General features: G+C 66.8%; 16 protein-coding genes. 4 read left to right on the top strand and 12 right to left on the bottom strand.

Features of this window, described 5'->3' with window-relative positions:
- Positions 1-103 precede the first annotated feature (103 nt).
- From BLP96_RS01070 to BLP96_RS01060, 3 genes are read right to left on the bottom strand one after another with little or no spacing between them, the layout of a single operon-like run.
- Positions 104-904 (bottom strand): class II glutamine amidotransferase, encoded by an 801-nt coding sequence (locus BLP96_RS01070; RefSeq protein ID WP_089682201.1) that lies wholly within the window; start codon positions 902-904, stop codon positions 104-106.
- On the bottom strand, positions 897-2,723 hold the full coding sequence (locus BLP96_RS01065; protein ID WP_176761424.1) for a VWA domain-containing protein: 1,827 nt from the start codon (positions 2,721-2,723) through the stop codon (positions 897-899). Before BLP96_RS01065 ends, BLP96_RS01070 begins: the two co-directional genes overlap by 8 nt.
- Positions 2,724-2,754: 31 nt before the next feature.
- The gene (locus tag BLP96_RS01060; RefSeq protein ID WP_089682197.1) at positions 2,755-3,195 is read right to left on the bottom strand and encodes a hypothetical protein; all 441 of its coding nucleotides are present in this window, start codon (positions 3,193-3,195) and stop codon (positions 2,755-2,757) included.
- Positions 3,196-3,301: 106 nt separating this feature from the next.
- Between BLP96_RS01060 and BLP96_RS01055 the strand changes: the two genes are divergently transcribed.
- The gene (locus BLP96_RS01055) at positions 3,302-5,371 is read left to right on the top strand and encodes a S9 family peptidase (protein ID WP_089682195.1); all 2,070 of its coding nucleotides are present in this window, start codon (positions 3,302-3,304) and stop codon (positions 5,369-5,371) included.
- A 61-nt stretch (positions 5,372-5,432) separates the two neighbouring features.
- Here the strand turns inward: BLP96_RS01055 and BLP96_RS20040 are convergent, their stop codons facing one another.
- From BLP96_RS20040 to dnaX, 7 genes are all read right to left on the bottom strand, one after another.
- Complete coding sequence (locus BLP96_RS20040) at positions 5,433-6,236, bottom strand: hypothetical protein (RefSeq protein WP_176761423.1); 804 nt, start codon at positions 6,234-6,236, stop codon at positions 5,433-5,435.
- 144 nt (positions 6,237-6,380) lie between these two features.
- Complete coding sequence (locus BLP96_RS01045; RefSeq protein ID WP_089682193.1) at positions 6,381-6,830, bottom strand: YcgN family cysteine cluster protein; 450 nt, start codon at positions 6,828-6,830, stop codon at positions 6,381-6,383.
- A 154-nt stretch (positions 6,831-6,984) separates the two neighbouring features.
- Positions 6,985-7,281 carry a YcgL domain-containing protein gene (locus tag BLP96_RS01040; RefSeq protein WP_089682191.1) on the bottom strand — a complete coding sequence of 99 codons (297 nt, stop codon included), beginning with the start codon at positions 7,279-7,281 and terminating at the stop codon, positions 6,985-6,987.
- Complete coding sequence (rnd, locus tag BLP96_RS01035) at positions 7,278-8,408, bottom strand: ribonuclease D (protein ID WP_089682189.1); 1,131 nt, start codon at positions 8,406-8,408, stop codon at positions 7,278-7,280. Before rnd ends, BLP96_RS01040 begins: the two co-directional genes overlap by 4 nt.
- 33 nt (positions 8,409-8,441) lie before the next feature.
- A complete protein-coding gene (gene recR, locus BLP96_RS01030; RefSeq protein ID WP_089682187.1) occupies positions 8,442-9,047 on the bottom strand; it encodes a recombination mediator RecR in 606 nt (201 codons plus the stop codon).
- A gap of 151 nt (positions 9,048-9,198) precedes the next feature.
- The gene (locus BLP96_RS01025; protein ID WP_089682185.1) at positions 9,199-9,525 is read right to left on the bottom strand and encodes a YbaB/EbfC family nucleoid-associated protein; all 327 of its coding nucleotides are present in this window, start codon (positions 9,523-9,525) and stop codon (positions 9,199-9,201) included.
- Positions 9,526-9,556: 31 nt separating this feature from the next.
- Positions 9,557-11,494: a DNA polymerase III subunit gamma/tau gene (dnaX, locus tag BLP96_RS01020; RefSeq protein WP_089682183.1), complete on the bottom strand. Its 1,938-nt coding sequence runs from the start codon at positions 11,492-11,494 to the stop codon at positions 9,557-9,559.
- 168 nt (positions 11,495-11,662) lie between these two features.
- Here dnaX and BLP96_RS01015 point away from each other — a divergent pair, with 168 nt between their 5' ends.
- A complete protein-coding gene (locus BLP96_RS01015) occupies positions 11,663-13,090 on the top strand; it encodes a DNA recombination protein RmuC (protein WP_245682114.1) in 1,428 nt (475 codons plus the stop codon).
- A gap of 9 nt (positions 13,091-13,099) precedes the next feature.
- Here the strand turns inward: BLP96_RS01015 and cysK are convergent, their stop codons facing one another.
- A complete protein-coding gene (gene cysK / locus BLP96_RS01010; protein ID WP_089682180.1) occupies positions 13,100-14,071 on the bottom strand; it encodes a cysteine synthase A in 972 nt (323 codons plus the stop codon).
- Positions 14,072-14,356: 285 nt separating this feature from the next.
- Between cysK and BLP96_RS01005 the strand changes: the two genes are divergently transcribed.
- Entirely contained in the window at positions 14,357-16,048 is a 1,692-nt protein-coding gene (locus BLP96_RS01005; RefSeq protein WP_089682178.1) for a methyl-accepting chemotaxis protein, read from the top strand.
- A gap of 37 nt (positions 16,049-16,085) precedes the next feature.
- Here the strand turns inward: BLP96_RS01005 and BLP96_RS01000 are convergent, their stop codons facing one another.
- Entirely contained in the window at positions 16,086-16,991 is a 906-nt protein-coding gene (locus tag BLP96_RS01000) for a LysR family transcriptional regulator (protein ID WP_089682176.1), read from the bottom strand.
- A 121-nt stretch (positions 16,992-17,112) separates the two neighbouring features.
- On the opposite strand from BLP96_RS01000, the gene BLP96_RS00995 reads away from it, so the two are divergent.
- The gene (locus BLP96_RS00995; protein WP_089682175.1) at positions 17,113-18,471 is read left to right on the top strand and encodes an aminotransferase family protein; all 1,359 of its coding nucleotides are present in this window, start codon (positions 17,113-17,115) and stop codon (positions 18,469-18,471) included.
- Positions 18,472-18,485: the final 14 nt, after the last annotated feature.

The raw sequence follows: 18,485 nt of genomic DNA, 5'->3' as shown, positions 1-18,485 counted from the left end.
GGCCGTCGAGAATCGACTGTTCTTCTTGTGAGGGTCTGGTCAAGCTGGCCACACGATATACCAGGCGACACCAGACTGTAAAACGATCGATTGAAACCTTCGTTTAACCGTGCCCTTCTTCGTCGTAGCGGGCGACGATCTCACCCAACCGCCATACCAGCAGCTCGCCGGGACGCATGGCAAGCCACGACTCGTTGCAAGTCAGCGGTTCGGTCGCCACCACCGATACGATGTCATTCGGCGTGGTGTGCTCGGCGAAATTGACCGTCAGTTCGGCATCGGAGAGCGCCGCCTTGCCGAACGGTGCCCGCCGGGTAATGTGGACCAGCTTGGTGGAGCAGAAGGTGTAGAGATAATCGCCATCGGCCAGCAGCAGATTGAAGACCCCGAAACCGCGTAGCCGTTCGCACAGCCGATGCAGCCACCGCCATAGCTGCTGCCTGGCATCGTCGTTGCTTGGCCGCTCCGGAAAGCGCTGGCGCAGCTGGTCCAGCAGCCAGCAGAAAGCGTGCTCGCTGTCGGTGTCGCCCACCGGTCGATAGACGCCGAGGGGCAGCGCCTCCCAGCCGGCCAGTTGTCCGTTGTGGGCGTAGCACCAGGTTCGTCCCCACATCTCGCGGGTGAAGGGGTGGGTGTTGGCCAACCGTACCCCGCCAACGTTGGCCTGACGGATATGACTGATGGCGATATGCGACTTGATCGGATAGTCGCAGATCAACCTCGCGATGGGCGAACGCACCGACGGATGAGGATCGCGAAAGTCGCGATAGCCACCCGCCTCGTAGAAAGCGATTCCCCAGCCGTCACGATGCGGGCCGGTGCCGCCACCGCGATGCAAAAATCCGGTGAAACTGAAGCAGATGTCGGTGGGCACGTTGGCGCTCATGGCCAAAAGCTCACACATGCGGCTCCTCCCGGTATCGGGCGGCATCCCGCCGATGGCGCCGACGGCGCTGACGCCACGCCCGCATCACCAAGACCACGATGATCAGCCCCAACACGCCCGCCCACAGCCGGGGATCGCGCCGATGTGCCTCCAGCCAGCGCATCAGCACGGGTTGCCATGTCTCCCACTGCCCCTGAGCCAACTGCGGTAGCCGATCGAGCAGCGCGATGAGGCGCTCCACCCCGTCGGGAGCGGCCTCCGCCGAGGAGGGAGAGCCCGGCTCGGGCACTTCGTGGAAACGTTCCACCGCCAGGCTCGGCCGAACCTCGGCGACATCCACTCCGGTGTCGCCATCGGGAAACAGCAGCAGTCGCGGCAGGCGCAGCTCGCGGGTGCGCTCCTCGAGCGTGACCCGGCCTCGCAACATCAGCGGCTGGGTGAGACTCTCGTCGAGCACCGGCAGGTTGATCGCCCAGCGCTGGGCGTCCAGCGCTTCGGCTTCCAGCCGCTGCCCCTGAAGCTCGGCGTGCAGCTGTGTATTGTCGCGGTTCAGCCCCGGATGCTCGGCACGCAAGAGAACCCTGCCGCCCTCGACGTCATGCTCCGCGGTCACAGCAGGCAGCACGTTCACGGCCTGAACACGCTGGCGACGAAACCCCTGACCGTCGGCACGCACGGCCAGTTGGGCGGTGCCGGTCAGCGCCGGCGCCGGCAACTCGCCGACGAACCGCTTGCCACTCGAGTCGAGTTGAGTGGCAGCCTGGATGCTTCCCTCATCGTCTCGCAGTTCAGCGCTCATGCTCAGATGCGCCGGCCACTGCTTCTTTGGCAGGGCCTCGCCGTGGCGAGACAGCCAGGCTTCCACGGGTACGCCGAAGCCAAGGTAGAGCGTGCCCGGCAACGGGGCCATTTCAAGCGTCAGCGGCGATACCAGGGTGACACGGCTCTCGCGGTCCACCTCGCCTTCGAGACGCCATTGGCCAGGTTCTGGATCCGGCACCTGGATCAGGTCGTAACGCTCCTCATGACGCCAGCGGGCACTTTCGGGAGGATCCTCGGCGGTATAGCGCCGGCCATCGGGCCCGATCAGCACCGCCGGCGGATCCGACGAGTCGCGAAACAGCAGAGCGTTGAAGCCTTCGAGCCCCGGCTCGATCACGAAGCCGCCGTTGCGCAACGGTGCACGATCGCTGGGGAAGATGCGATCGACGATATCGAGGAAAGCCCCCATCAGGGCTTCGGGCGTTTCCACTGGCGCCGACAAGCCACCGGTCTGCTGGGAGAGGCGTTCCACCAGCGAGAGGTCCGCTTCGTCGGAAAAGGCGATGGCATGCACCGTCACATCCGAACGCGCCAGGCCCGGCGCCAGCTCGTTCAACAGTTCACGCCGCGAGTCCTCGTCGATCGCCGGCTTGTCGCCCCGCCAGGGAGGCAGATCGATCATGCCGTCGGTTAGCAGTACCAGGTGCCGTTCGCCAGGCGCTTCGTCGGCTGCCGTTTCCCGCACGGCGGCCTCGATATCGGTAAAAGGATCTCGCCCCTCCAGTCGGGGAGCCAGAGCCATGGCCTGCTCGCGCCAGCCGGCGTCGACCGTGCCCAACGGCAGGGGATTCGACACTCCTTCGCCGAAGGTCCAGACCCCGGCTCGCGTACCACCGGGCAACAGCGTGACCAGCAGCTCGAGCGCATCGGCCGCCAACTGGTCAGGGTCGTTGTCGCGCATGCTCCCCGACACGTCGATGATCACACGCACCTGCGGCGGCGCCTCCTGGGCGGCCGACGGCAGGGCCGCACACATCAGCATCAAGCCGAGCAGTCCGACCAGCCACTGGCTCATGCTTAACGATGCCCTGCCCATGGGTGGCTCCCTAGCCGATCATCGGCTCACGACGTCCCTGTCCCGCCGAAGCGGTCCCGCTGCCATCCCGTCTGGGACGCGACGCCGACTCCGCTGGCGCCTCATCGGAACGCCGCCGCGCCCACCACTGCAGCAGACCCAGCGCCACCCCCAGGCCGGCGCCGGCACCGACCAGCAGACCGGAGGACAACAGCGCGTCAGCGTTGCTCTCCAGAAACGCCACGCTGGCCACTACCACCGCCGGCGCCATCCCGGTATAGAACTCTCCCTCCTCGAGCAGCGGGAGACGAAATCGCGTGGGAATCCACAGCACGCCGGCCACCGCCCAAGTGATCGGCAAGCGCAGCACGCGCGGCACGAAGGCCAAGCCCAGATAGCCGGTCAACAGCACGACCAGCGACAAACCCAGATAGGTCAGCCATAGTAGGGTCATCGAATTCGACGTCAGCATCGACACCACTTCCTCCGCTTCGGTACCTCACGGCTCGCCCGATCCTGCGTTGCCGTGCAGTATGGAACTTGCTAATACTCGATCTCAGTATGGTACACCTGACACCATGAAAGCACAGCCGCCGCCGCACTCGAGTGCCAACGCTCCCGTCTCCCGCTTCCACCGCCCCGACGATCCCGCCTGGCACTGGCTGGAGAACCGAGACGATCCGGACGTTGCCGCGTTTCTGAAAGCCGCCAACCAGGAGTCCTCAGACTGGTTCGCGCCCCTGGACGGCCTGGTGGAACGCCTCTATCACGGCCACCTGGCACGCCGAGAACTGGCCGTAACCAGCCTGCGTACCCCTCTCGACCATCATACCTACTGGAGCGAAACGGCCGCCGACGCCGACTACCCGGTGTGGTGGCGTCATCCCAATGACGCCCCCCAGGCGGCCGAACGCTTCCTGGACCTCCAGGCCCGAGCGGCCGCCCATGACTTCTTCGAGGTCGGCGACATGGCGTTGTCGCCCGACGAGCGCTGGCTCGCCTGGACGGAAGACACCCGCGGCGACGAGACCTTCACGCTCTATCTGAAGGCGCTGCCCGATGGCACGCCTCGCGTCCTGCTCGAGGAGATCGGCCCGGAACTGGTCTGGGCCGAGGACGACGCCACGCTGTTGTTCACTCGCTATGACGCCACGCAGCGGCCCGAAAGCATCTGGCGGCTGCCACTGAACGACGGCGAGGCCGCACGGCCCTCGCAGGTGCTCCACGAAGCCGACCCGGAGTTCTGGCTGGGCCTTGGCAAGACGCGCTCACGGGAATGGCTGGTGCTGGAGAGCGCATCCAAGGACACCAGCGAATGCCACCTGATTCCGGCCCGGGATCCGGCAGCACCGCCGCGCTGCTTCCGGCCGCGCGAAGCTGGCGTGGAGTACTCGCTGGACCACCGCCCGGGGCGCTTCTACGTGTTGCACAACCGCCAGGCGACGCACTTCCGGCTCGACTGGGTGAAGGAATCCGCGCTGCAGACGGCTTCCTGGCAACCGCTGATCGGCCATCGCGACAGCGTGACGCTGGAAGGCGTGGATGCTTTCGCCTGGGGCCTGGTGATCACCGAGCGCGATCATCATGAGGCCCAGGTCGAACTGCGCGTGCTCGAACTCGATGACGATCATGCCGTCACTCGCGATGAGACCCTGCCGTTGCCCGAAACGCCCTGCAGCCTGGCGTTGGGTGACATGCCGTACTTCACCAGCCGACGGTTATGGCTTCGCGAGGAGTCCTTCGTCATGCCGGTCAGCTGGTTCGAACACGATCTCGACAGCGGCGAACGCCGCCTGCTCAAGCGCCAGCCTGTACACGGCGACCTGAAGCCCGAGCAGCTCGCCTGCGAGCGGCTCTGGGCCACCGCCCACGACGGCGAGCGAATTCCCGTTTCGGTGGTCATGCGTGCCGATCGGGTCGGTCACCCGCTGCCCACCCTGCTCTACGGCTACGGCGCCTATGGCGAAGTGCTCGATCCTTGGTTCTCGGTGGCACGCCTGGAACTCCTGGCTCGCGGCGTGGCCTTTGCCGTGGCCCACGTCCGCGGCGGCGGCGACCGTGGCGAACCGTGGTACCTGGCCGGCAAGCTCGAACACAAGGAAAACAGCTTCCGCGACTTCCTGGCAGCACGCGATGCGCTGGTCACTTCCGGCATCAGCGACGGCGATCGCATCGCCGCCTACGGTGCCAGTGCCGGCGGCCTGCTGGTGGGGGCGAGCCTCAATCTCGCACCCACCGCCTTCTGCGCAGCCGTACTCGATGTGCCCTTCGTCGACGTGCTGCGCACCATGGAGAATCCCGACCTGCCGCTGACCACCGCCGAATACACCGAGTGGGGCAACCCCCACGAACCCGATGCCCGGCGACGAATCAAGGCCTACTCGCCGCTGGACAACCTGACCGCCCAGCCCTGGCCCAGCGTCTTTCTGCAAAGCAGCTGGCACGACACGCGAGTGCCGTACTGGGAACCCGCCAAGCTCTATGCCCGACTCACCGAACTGGGCAGCGCGCGTGGCCCGGTATTGCTCAGAACGGACATGACCGCCGGCCACGGTGGCGCTTCAGGACGCTTCAAGGCGTGGCACGATAACGCGCGACAGGACGCCTTTCTGCTCTGGGCGCTCGGCCTGGTAGAGCGCGAGGGCTGATCGCCCCATACGCACGAACGCCCCGGTCAGGGGCGTTCGTCGTCTCACGGCGAACCAGCGCTCAGTTGCCGCCGCCGGCACCACCGCCAGTGCCCCCACCGGCACCGCCGCCAGAACCCGAACCGCTGCCGCCAGCCGAGCCGCCGCTACCTCCGCTGCCGCCGGTACCGCCACCCGATCCGCTACCGCCAGCGGAGCCACCGCCGGAGCCTCCGCCGGCACCACCGCCAGTGCCCCCACCGCCGGAACCACCGCCACCGCCGCCAGAACCAGCGCCTCCGTCACCGTTACCACCGCCGCCGTTGTCGCCGCCGCCGTTATCGCCGCCGCCGTTGTCACCACCGCCGTTGTCACCGCCGCCGTTGTCACCGCCGCCGTTGTCACCGCCGCCGTTATCGCCGCCGCCGTTATCGCCGCCGCCGTTGTCACCGCCGCCGTTATCGCCGCCGCCGTTGTCGCCGCCGCCGTTGTCGCCACCGCCGTTGTCGCCACCGCCGTTATCGCCACCGCCGTTGTCACCGCCACCCGGCGAATCATCGACCACGGCCACCAGGCCGCCGCCATCGCCACCGCCGCCACCGGTACCCGCCTCCGTACCCCCTGCACCGCCAGCCGCCGGTGGATTGCGTAGCAGCAACTGCTCGAGATCCTCACGGGTAGCCAGCCACTCGAGCAGCAAGCTCACCTCGGCCCGATTCAACACCGCTCCGTTGTTCATCAAATCGTCGTAGATCTGCGCCAACTCGCCCTCGCTGAGCGGATCGGACCGCCAAGCGGACGCCTGCGTGGTCGACTGCCCCCAGGCCACCGACGATGCCAAGGCACCGATGGCCACCGCCAATGCCAGCTTATGCCAACCGTTCATGCTCTCCCCCTTCTACGCGTTCGCGCTCGTCAGCCATCGACACTGCAACGAATTCACAACAATCCGTTACAGTTCTGCATCAAGCATTGCACGAACGACGCAAGGCGCCATGGGACGAGAGGATGATTCGCAGGATGAAAAACGTCAGTCGTCGATAGGTAGAATGGCAATGATGTGCTCTTCGAGCTCAGCCTCAGGCACGTCATGCTGAGAGATGGCAAAGCTGCGTACGCTGATGCCCTTGCGATGCACTCGCTCGGAATCGCCGCACAGCAGGGGGTGCCAGCGCGCCAGCTTGCGCCCTTCGGCGAGCCGCCGATACGCGCATGAGTGGGGTAGCCAGTGGAATTCGGCAATGCGCTCGGGTGTCAGACGGGTACAGTCCGGCACCCGCGAAAAGCGGTTCTCGTAGTCGCTGCAGCGGCAGCTGGCAATATCCAGGAGTTCGCACGCCACGCCAAGAACGGCCAGTTCTCCGGTGTCGTCGTCCTGGAACTTGAGCAGGCAACACTGACCACAGCCGTCGCACAGCGCCTCCCACTCTTCTGTGGTGAGCTCCTCCAGGGGAAAGCGCTCCCAGAAGCGTTCTCTCATGATTCTCCAGGGCCATCGGTTTGGGCTACGGGATTCGGGATTCGGGATTCGGGATTCGGGATTCGCCAGCATGATGCGCCGGCACTGGCATCTAGCAACTCCCTGCCCGCGGCTCGTATCTCGCGGCCCGCGATTCATAGCTCGCGGCTTTCCCTCAATATTTCGCTTGGGTCGGCGTACGATACAGGTCGAGAAGATACTCCTCCTTGGCCGGGGGCATCTGCAAGTAGTAGCCCTTGTCGCGGATCGCCGCCATGACGTCCGCTGCCTGGGCGCGCGCCAGCCGCTTCTCCGCCGTCAGAATCAGGGTCATGACGGAAACCGGCTTGCCGAAGCGTTCGAGCAGCACCTCCGGCACGTCGAGGAGTCCGCGCTGCTTGTCCACGTAGAGGTACATATCGTCCTTGCGGGCGCTCTTGAATATCTCGCACAGTAGCTTGTCATCGGTCATCGGTCGTTAACCTCGTCGAGGGCTCGTGCCAAGTCGTCGGCGAGCAGCTCACCGCGCCATCCTCCGGGCTGCGGCAAGGCCTGACCCGTCAGGTCGGCCACCACCAGTGCCTCGAGATCGCGACGGCGCAGCAACACTTCCGGGGCGAGGCCAAGCCGCTCGGCCGCGCCGTTGACCACCCGCTTGAGCGCCTTGAGACGCTGCTTGAAAGCCGGCGTCATGGGCGAAGGCAGCGCCGCCGGCAGCGACTCGGCATCGCGCTGCCGAGCTTCCCGGACCAGAGCCAGCAGGGTATCGCCGTCGCGCTTGATCAGGCCCGGTTTGATGTCATCCACCTCGGCGAGCTGGTGCCGATTCTCGGGCAGGCGTTCGGCCACGCCATAGAGCACCCGGTCGTTGACCAGCCAGCCTCTCGGCAGATTGCGACGCCGCGCCTCGCCTTCTCGCCAGGTGGTCAACAGACGGTAGGCCTCGATGCCCCGCGGCGGCAAGCGCCACAGCTGGCGGTGACGACGGTACCACTGGCCGTCCGCCGCGTTGCTGCGCAGCGCCTGGGCGACCAGCTCTCGGCAGTCCTCCAGGAGCCAGGCAAGACGCTCCTGTCGCTCCAGTGCGGCGCGTTGACCCTCCCATACTTGCAGCAGAAAGCTGACGTCCAGAGCCGCGTACAAACGCTGCGAGTCGGAAAGCGGGCGGGCCAGCCAATCGGAGCGAGTCTCGTCCTTGGGCAGATTCATCCCGGTCCAATGCTCGACAAGCCGCTGGTAGCCCATGGCCGGATCTTCGCCCAGCAATGCCTGGGCCACCTGAGTATCCACCAGCGGCGCCACGCTGATGCCGGCCCAGTGCGCCAGAACCTCGAGATCTTCGCTGGAGGCGTGCAGCAGCTTGAGTGGCCCCTCGGCGAGCAGGTCGCGGAACGATTCGGTGCAGTCGACGGCGAGCGGGTCGACCAAGTGGGCGGCCCCCCCCGCAGAGAACTGGATCAGCGCCGGTACCGGATGGAAGGTCTTTTCGCGGAAGAACTCGGTGTCCAGGGCGATGACCTCGGCATCGGCCACTTCGGCGCAGGCGTCATCGAGTGCCTCGGGGGTGTCGATCCAGCGTATCTCGGGGGTCAGAGTCATGCATCAATCCAGCAGGAAGTCGAAAAGGCGGCGTCACTCGCCGCGAAACGGCAGGCGGCCGCTGAAGGCGCGGGTCAGGGTACCACCATCGACGTACTCGAGCTCGCCGCCCATGGGCACGCCATAGGCGAGCCGCGACAGACGCACGCCGTGGGTTTCGAGCTGGGCGGCGATGTAGTGTGCCGTGGCTTCGCCCTCCACCGTCGGGTTGGTGGCCAGTATCACCTCTTCCACGCCATCCTCGGCGACCCGGGTTTCGAGCTGATCGAGGCCGATGTCCTCGGGACCGATGCCGTCCAGCGGCGAGAGGTGGCCGTGCAGGACGAAATAGCGGCCGCGATAGCCACCGGCCTCCTCGATGGCCAACTGGTCGGCTGGGGATTCCACCACGCACAGCACGCTGTCGTCGCGCCGTGCGCTGGCGCACAGCGTGCACAGCGGTTCTTCGGTCAGGGTGCGACAGCGCTCGCAATAGCCGACGCGCTCCAGCGCCGTTCCCAGCACCTCGGTCAGACGGCGGCCGCCGTCGCGGTCACGTTCGAGCAGATGCAGGGCCATGCGCTGGGCGGTCTTGGGGCCGACCCCGGGCAGTACGCGCAGCGACTCCATCAACTTCTCGACGAGGGGAGAAAAACTCATCCGCAGTCTCTCACTGACGCGAGCTGAAACGTAGGCAAGCGATGATCAGGCAAGGCAGAAATCCTCGAGAAGGCAGCGTTTACGCAGACTCAATGGGCACTCGAGAGGGTTCTTAACGCCGCATGATCGAGCGCAGGCCGTTTCAGCCGTGTCAGAAGGGCATCTTGAAACCGGGCGGCAGATTCAGCCCCGCCGTTGCCTCCTCCATCCGTTCCTTGGTGCTGGCCTCGACCTTGCGCACGGCATCGTTCACTGCCGCGGCCAGCAGGTCCTCGAGCAGCTCCTTGTCCTCTTCCATGACACTGGGGTCGATGTCGACCTTGCTGACGTCATGGCGGCCGTTCATGGTCACCTTGATCATGCCGGCGCCGGCTTCACCGGTCACTTCCGCGCGCGCGACCTCTTCCTGCGCCTGTTGCATCTTTTCCTGCATTTCCTGGGCCTGCTTCATCAAGTTGCCCATTCCACCCTTCATCATGGTGATTCCTCTTGAGTTGAGATCGTTTCCATCAGTGACTGTGGGTCACATCATGAGGTTTGACCGTGGACTCGACCAGGCGTGCGCCGAAAGCCTGCTGCAACTGCTGCACGTGGGGGTCGCCACTGAGCGCCTCGACCGCCTCGGCATGGCGTGCGGCCGCCTGGCGGTCGGCCCGCTGGCGCGGGGTCTCGACATCGCCCGGCAGCTCACCGGGCTCCAGCGCCAGGCGGCGCTCGAGCCCTTGAGCAGCCAGTGCTTCCTGAATCCGGCGCACGTGCACCTCGGCGTTCATCGCCGCCTGGGAAGGATCGAGTCGCAGCACGAGCCGCTCACCATCGTCGCTCTCGACCACGCAATGGGCGGCCAGGTTGCGCGTCAGGCCACCCAGACCCAGCGCCTCGAAGCGCTCCAGCCAGTCGGCGTGGGTGAGGCACTGACCTTCAGCACCGCCGTCGGACGTCTCAGCGGCGACCGCGGCCGAAGCGACCGGCACCGACGGCTCACGAGCGTCCGAGACGGCCGGCGATGCATCGACGGCCGTCTCAGGCGCAGCGACACTCGACGCCGGCGAGTCGGCGGCCTGTACCGGGGTCATCGACTCTGCATCAGCGGTTTCCGGAAGCGGTTCCCAGGGCGGCGGTGCGTCGCGGGGCGGCTCATCGACCGCTGGCGGGGCCTCCGATGGCGGCGCTACGGGTGACGGCTCGGGTGAATCCAGGCTGGCGGCTGGGGAGGCTTCCGCAGCCGGCGGGGAGGCAGGCCCCTCGCCGCCGGCCGGCGACGAACGCTGCGGCTCGCTCGAACTCCCCTGGGTATCGGGGTTGCCACGCATCGGCAGCGGCGCCTGCGGCGGCTTGGGAACGCCCTGGGGACGGAAGGCCAGCATGCGCAGCAGCGTCATTTCCAGCGCCGTGCGCAGATCCGGCGCATGGACCATGTCGCCCCGCCCCTGGAGCCCGATCTGGTAGTAGAGCTGGACATCCTCGGCAGCGAAGCGGCCAGCCAGGGCCAGCAGGGTGTCGCGGTCGCCGTGGCCGTTGTCCAGCGCATCCGGGACCATCTGCGCCACCGCCAGACGGTGCAGCACCGCGGTCAAGTCGTCGAGCACGGCGGCGAAGTCCGGACCCTGCTCGGCCAGGGCGGCCACCTCGGCGAGCAAGCGCTGTGCATCCACCTCGGCCAGCGCTTCGAGAAGCGCCAGCACGTGGCGATGGTCGAGGGTGCCGAGCATCGCCGCCACGTCGGCGTGGCGAACCGCTCCCTGCCCGAAGGCGATGGCCTGGTCGGTCAAGCTCATGGCATCACGCATGGAACCTTCGGCGGCCTTGCCGAGCAGCCACAGGGCCTGTTCCTCGTAACTCACGCCCTCGGCGTCGAGCACCTGGGTCAGGTGACCCACGATGCGCTCCGGTGGCATGTGCTTGAGAGTGAACTGCAGGCAGCGCGACAGCACCGTGACCGGCAGCTTCTGCGGGTCGGTGGTGGCGAGCAGGAACTTCACGTGGGGCGGCGGCTCCTCCAGGGTCTTGAGCAGCGCATTGAAGCTGTGGCTGGAGAGCATGTGCACCTCGTCGATGAGGTACACCTTGTAGCGCCCCTGGGTCGGCGCGTACTGCACGTTGTCGAGCAGCTCGCGGGTATCCTCGACCTTGGTGCGCGAAGCGGCGTCGACCTCGATCAGGTCGACGAAGCGTCCCTCGTCGATGGCCCGGCAACTGTCGCACTCGCCGCACGGGGTAGAGGTCACGCCTTCGTCACCACTCCCCTTGGCCGTGCAGTTCAGGCACTTGGCCAGAATTCGCGCCAGCGTCGTCTTGCCCACGCCGCGCGTGCCGGTGAACAGGTAGGCATGGTGCAAACGGCCCTGGTCCAGGGCGTTGACCAGCGCGCGCTGGACGTGCTCCTGACCGACCAGCTCATGAAAGGTGCGCGGTCGCCACTTGCGGGCCAGAACCTGATAGCTCATGCGGCGTGGGATCCTTGCAGCGTAGGGTGGCGGGCTCGGGGCCCGAGAATCGACGATCGCCTGCCATTCTAGCGACTGGGGGCGACGGCGGAAAGCAAGGCGGCTGAAAAGACACCTGTTCCGATGTACAGTGTCCGCACTACCCTGCATGAGCCCCCGGAGGCGTCCATGACCTTCTCTCCCCCGCTGCTGGCAGCTCTCGGCGGCGCGCTGGCGCTGCTGCTCGGCATCGGCATCGGCGTGCTGCTGGGCGCGCGTCGCCACCGCCTGGCGCGCGCCCACCATGCCGAGGCCCTGGCCACTCTGGAGGCCCGGCTCGCCGAGACCCGCGAAGCGCTCACCGCCGCCCAGGCGCACCAGGAAGCCGCCCGGGAGACGCGTGACCGCTACCATCAGTGGTGGCAGGAAGAGAAAGCCGCTCGCGAACGGGTGGCGGCGGAACTCGGCGAGCTGAACGCCCGCCACGCCGAGCTCGCCACCACGCTCGAGCAGAAGCAGCACCACTTCGCCGAGCAGCTCAGGTTGCTACGCGAGAGTCGCGACCAGCTCAAGCAGGAGTTCGAAACTCTCGCCAACGATATCCTCGAACGCAAGGGCAAGGCGTTTTCCGAACAGTCGCAGCAGCACATCCAGGGGCTGCTGCAGCCGTTGCACAGCGAGGTCAAGGGCTTTCGTCAGCAAGTGGAGACGCTGCATCGTGCCGATACCGAACAGCGCGCCAGCCTGCGCACCGAACTCCAGCACCTGCAGGCACTCAATCGCGAGATCACCGACCAGGCAGGCCGACTCACCGAAGCCCTGCAGGGACAGAAGAAGATCCAGGGCAACTGGGGCGAGCTGATGCTCGAAAACGTGCTGGAAGGCTCCGGGCTACGCCCGGGCAAGGACTACCAGCGCGAGCCCAGCTTCGCCACCGATACCGGACGCCGGCGCCCCGATGCCATCGTCTACCTGCCCCAGGGCAAGCACCTGGTGATCGACGCCAAGACCTCGCTTGCCGCCTACGTGCGCTACGTCAATGCCGAAGACGAGGTAGAGCGCCACCGGGCATTGGCCGATCATGCCCGGGCAGTGAGCGAGCGCATCACCGAGCTGGCCGACAAGCACTACTACGCCCTGCCCGGCCTCAACTCGCCCGAAGTGGTGGTGATGTTCATCCCGGTGGAGTCGGCCTACGTCGAGGCGCTGAAGCACGACGAGACGCTCTACCAGCGCGCCATCGAGAGCAACGTGCTGGTCGCCACGCCCACCACCCTGCTGACCAGCCTCAACATCGTGCGCCAGCTGTGGCGCTTCGAGGATCAGAGCCGGCACAGCGCCGAACTCGCCGACCGTGCCGAGAGGGTCTACAACAAGCTGCGCCTGTTCGTGGAGAGCCTGCAGGAGGTGGGCAAGAAGCTCGACGGCGCCCGCGAAAGCTACGACGAGGCGATGAACCGCCTGGTCAGCGGCCGCGGCAACCTGATCAAGCAGGCCGCCGAGTTCCGGGAACTCGGCGTTGCCGTCAAGAAGGAACTGCCCGGCGAACTGGTGGAGCGCGCCGAGCTGGAGCTCGACACCCGCCGCGAGCGGGAGGCCTCGCGCGACGAGGAGTGACGCAAAGGCTCACTGCACCATTTCCTGCTCGCCGAAGCGACCCTCGAAGAGCGCCGTGGAGAGGTAACGCTCGGCGCTGTCGGGCAGGATCACCACGATGTTCTTGCCACGGTGCTCGGGCTGCCGACCCACGCGCACGGCAGCCACCACGGCAGCGCCGCAGGAAATGCCCGCCAGAATGCCCTCCTCCTGCATCAGGCGATGCGCCATGGCCATGGCCTCCTCGTTGCTCACCGTCTCGGCCTGGTCGACCAGCGACAGATCGAGGTTGGCGGGGATGAAGCCGGCGCCGATGCCCTGAATCTTGTGGGGTGCATGAGTCAGCGCTTCGCCCTTGCGCGTCTGGCTGATCAGCGGCGAGTCGCTGGGCTCGACCGCCACGGTGGTGATCGCCTTGCCCTGAGTGTGCTTGATGTAGCGCGAGACGCCGGTGAGCGTGCCCCCGGTGCCCACGCCGGACACCAGGATGTCCACCGCTCCGTCGCTGTCCGCCCAGATCTCCGGCCCGGTGGTGGTTTCGTGGATCCGCGGGTTGGCCGGATTCTCGAACTGCTGCGGCATGAAGTAGGTTTCCGGCGCGCTGGCGGCGATCTCTTCGGCCTTGGCGATGGCGCCCGGCATGCCCTTGGCCGGCTCGGTGAGCACCAGTTCGGCGCCCAGCGCCTTTAGCACCTTGCGCCGCTCCAGGCTCATCGAGGCGGGCATGGTCAGTACCAGCGGATAGCCCCGGGCCGCAGCCACGAAGGCCAAGGCGATGCCGGTGTTGCCGCTGGTGGGCTCGATGATGCGCATGCCGGGCCTCAGCACGCCGCGTTCCTCGGCGTCCCAGATCATCGCCGCGCCGATGCGGCACTTCACGGAGTAGGCCGGGTTGCGCCCCTCGATCTTGGCCCAGATGGTCGCCCCCTCGTTGACTCGATTGAGCTGGACCAGCGGCGTATTGCCGATGGAGCGGGAATTGTCGGAATGGATTCTTGCCATGAAAGTTCTCCAAGCGGAATTGGGGTGGGACCGAGCAGGCCATCGACGCCTGATGCGGCGATGGTAGCACTGGCTTTCGCCGCCTGCTCCGCCCGCCTGGCCATGCCCCATGCCCGGCAGGTGAGAGCTGGCGTTCGCGGCTGGCGAGCACTCACTCTAGCTAAAGAAAACCCGCCATTCGCCGAAGGAGGTATTGATGGCGCGCCCAGGCGTGCGTCGCACAACAAAGCAAGGGGTACCTCGATGCCCCCGACCGCACAAGACCGGACACGCAGAGGCCCACACATGCTCGAGAAACTGCACCGCATCAACGTCAAGTATACGCTGGCTTTCATCGGCGTCGCCGTGGCCCTGGTCATCGTCGTGATCGCCGATGCCCTGCTGGTAGGCAGCGTCCGACAACGCATGACCGAATTCAGCGGTGCCTTCAACCCGGCCGTCTCTGCCGTGCTCAACGCCGACCGCGACCTCTACCAGGCCCGCGTGGCCGAGTTCGCCGTGCTCGACGAAGAGCCGGGCAGCGACGCTGCCGAAGCGCACTATGCCGACTATCGGGAGAACGCCGAGCAGGCCTACGACCGCATGCACGACTTCATGTCCCATCTCGACGCCTACCCCGACGTCATGCAGGGGCTCGACGACTACGAGACACGCTTCGATAACTGGCGCTCCGCTTCGGAAGCGGTCTTCGAAAGGCATCGCGATGGCGATGTCGGAGCCGCCCAGGCACAGTTGATGGGCGAGTCGCAAGCCACCTTCGGTGCACTGCGCGACCTCTACGACATCGCCGGACAGAACGCCGACGCCAGCGGCGAGCGGCTGGAAGCGGACACCATCGCCACCGTTCGCGTGCAGCAACGCTGGGTATTCGGCTTCGTCGGCCTGGTTTTCATCACCGCCCTGGCCATCGCCCTGGTCGGCCCCAACCTGATGTCGCGCGCCCTGCGCCAGGTGAGCGGGCGCATCCGCGACATCACCGAGGGTGAAGGCGACCTGACCGCCCGCATCCACAGCCAGCGCAAGGACGAGATCGGCGAACTGGCCACCGAATTCGATGCCTTCATCGCGCGCATGGACCGCAGCTTCAGCGCGGTGAGCCGCAGCGCCCAGAGCGTACGCGTGGCCTCCCGCGAGATCGCCACCGGCAGCGAGGATCTCGCCTCGCGCACCGAGCAGCAGGCCTCGGCCCTGCAGCAGACGGCTTCCAGCATGGAAGAGATGTCCTCCATCGTGCGCCAGAACAGCGAATCGGCCTCTTCGGCCGACACCCTCTCCACCCAAGCCGCCGACCAGGCCGAATCGGGCACCAGAGAAGTACGCCGCACCGTGGAGCTGATGCGCGAACTCGAGGCCAACTCGCGCCAGGTGGCCGAGATCGTCGAAGTGATCGACGGCATCGCCTTCCAGACCAACATCCTGGCGCTCAACGCCTCGGTGGAGGCCGCCCGCGCCGGCGAACATGGCCGCGGCTTCGCCGTGGTCGCCGAGGAGGTGCGCAAGCTGTCCACCCGCACCACCGAGTCCTCCCAGCAGATTCGCACCATGATCGAGGGAATCACCCAGCGCATCGCCCAGGGTGCCGAGCAGGCCGTACGCAGCGGTGAAGGCATCGAGGAGACCGTCGAGGCCATCCGCCGGGTCTCCGGGCTGATGAACGAGATCTCCGCGGCGGTCAAGGAGCAGGAATCCGGCATCGATCAGGTGAGCACGGCCGTCAACCAGATGGACTCGGCCACCCAGCAGAACGTCTCGCTGGTGGAGGAAACCAGCGTCTCCGCCGCCTCGCTGCGCGAGGAGGCCGAGCGCCTGACCACCCTGGTACAGGCCTTCCGCCTCAGCGAGGGCCATGACGAGCGGGATCCGACCCCGCACACGGCGCGTGCCGCCAGGCCGCAACGCCAAGACGCGGCACGCCCTGCCAAGCCACGGCAGCTGAGCCACGCCGCCCAGGCAGAGGGCGAGTGGCAAGCCTTCTGAGGGTTCGCCGCCCGGGCCGCGCCATTCGGCGCGGCCCTCAATATCCTGCCAGCAAAGCCCGACCCCGATCGCGCACGAAATCGAGCACCCTGGCGTGCTTCCAGTTGTCGCGATACACCAGCCCGAAACGAAACGCCATGGCCGGCGCGAAGGGGCGCATGACCACCTCATCGTGCGGTGCGAGCTGATCCTTTGCAGTAATGGGGTTCATCACCGTGATGCCCACCCGGTTGGCCACCAGCGCCGCGATGGTACCGATGTTGGCCTCTGTCTTGCCGGCAATGTGCACGCCGTGCTGGGCGATGAGTTCGAGCAGCGGATTGTGACTCAAGCTCGGCTGGTTGCTGATCACCACGTGCTGCTCGGCAAGATCGGCCACCTCGATGCTCTCGCGCTCGGCCAGCGGATGTCCGCCGGGCAGCAGGCACACCGCCTCGGTTTCCAACCACGGCTCCACCCGTAGCACCGGCGAAGCCACCGGCAGGGTCACCAGACCGATGTCGGCGTGGCTCGACTCCACCGCCATCTGCACCTCATGACTCGAGAGCATGTCGAGGCTGACGCTGACGCTCGGATGAGTGGCCAGCAGCCCGGCCACCAGCCGCGGCACGAAACCGAACGACAGCCCGGGAATGGCCGCGATGCGCAGCCGCGAAGTGCCGAACTCCTTGAGCGCCAGCACGCTGTGACGCAACTCCTCGATGTTGCCCATCAGGCGCAGGATCTCCTCGTAGAGCTCCTTGGCCTCGGGCGTGGCGACCAGCCGATTCTTCTCGCGCAGGAAGAGCTGCAGCCCCAGGTTGTGCTCGAGCTGCGACAGCGAACGGCTCACCCCCGACTGGGTGATGCCCAGGATGCGCGCCGCCTGCGAAGCGCTGCCCGCCTCGTAAAGCGTCTTGAACACCGCCAGCGCCTTGAGCGAATGGATGTTGACGTCTGCCATGATCAAAAATCATCAAATTCGTAAAAAAGATCATATATTGAAATACACTGTCACCCCTACCTAGACTGCAGTCAACCGCACGGGATCGCTTCCCGACGATAACGACAACACGGACACTGCCATGAACCACTCCCCCCTGTTCTATCAGGCGGGCACGGCCCTGCCCGAAGTGAGCCATGCCGATGGCGTCAGGCTATGGGATGCCCACGGCCACGAGTATCTCGACGGCTGTGCCGGCGCCATCGCCTGCAACCTGGGCCACGGCCGACGCGACATCCGCGACGCCATGCTCGCCCAGTTGGACCGAGTCGCTTTCACCTACCGCACCCAGTTCGAGAACGCCCCGGCCGTGGCGCTGGGCCGGGCGCTGGTCGAACTCACCGCGGGCCAGCTCGACAAGGTGTTCTTCGTTTCCAGCGGCTCGGAGGCGGTGGAGTCGGCGCTCAAGCTCGCCCGCCAGTACTTCGTGGCTCGCGGCGAGACGCAGCGCCGGCGCTTCGTCTCGCTGCGCCCCTCCTATCACGGCAGCACCCTGGGCGCCCTGGGCGTGACCGGCTACCGGCCGCTCGAGGCCGCCTTCGACGCGCTCATCACAGCCTCGCTCAAGGTGGCCGGCCCCGACTTCTACCGCCACGGCGATGCGGACGACGCCAGCCATGTCGACCGCGTGCTGGCCGAGACCCGCCAGGCCATCGAAGCCGCCGGGCCCGAGTCGATCGTCGCCTTCGTACTGGAACCCATCGGCGGCGCCAGCACCGGCGCACGGGTACTCGGGCAGCGCTACCTGCAAGGCATTCGCGCCCTGTGCGACGAGTTCGGCTGCCTCTTGATCCTCGACGAGGTACTCACCGGCGTCGGCCGCACCGGCGACTGGTTCGCCTATCAGCACTACGCCATCACCCCCGACCTGCTGGCCACCGCCAAGGGACTCGGCGCCGGCTACTACCCGGTGGGCGCACTCCTTGCCCGTACCGATATCGTCGACGCCGTGATGGCCGCCGGCGGCTTCCAGCACGGCCACACCTATGCCGGCAACCCGTTGGCCTGCGCTACCGGGCTCGCCGTGATCGAGGCCATGCAGCGCGAGAACGTGCTCGACAACGTGGCCGCCCGCGGCCGCGAGCTCGAGGCCGGTCTCGCTGTGCTTCAAGCACGCTTTCCGTGGCTCGGCGACGTACGCGGCCGCGGGCTCCTGTGGGGCGTGGAACTGGTAGCCGATCCCGACACCAAGGCGCCCTTCCCCGCCGAGGAGAACCGCTTCGCTCGGATCACCGCGCTGGCCAGGGCGGAAGGTCTGCTGATCTATCCGCGGCGCACGCTCGACGGCGTGGCCGGTGACCATTTCCTGGTGGCGCCGCCGCTGACCATCGGTGCCGACGATACTGCCGAGCTGCTCGAGCGGCTCTCGCGCGCCCTGGTGCGCTTCGACCGCGAGGTGGCCGCGCCGGCCTCTGCCGAGGCGCTCGGCGTCGCCCGCTGACCCTGCCGAAAGAA

The sequence above is a fragment of the Billgrantia gudaonensis genome (assembly GCF_900100195.1).
Lineage (GTDB): Bacteria > Pseudomonadota > Gammaproteobacteria > Pseudomonadales > Halomonadaceae > Halomonas > Halomonas gudaonensis.
Note: the sequence above shows the minus strand (reverse complement) of the source record. Positions and strands in the feature narration are given on the sequence as shown.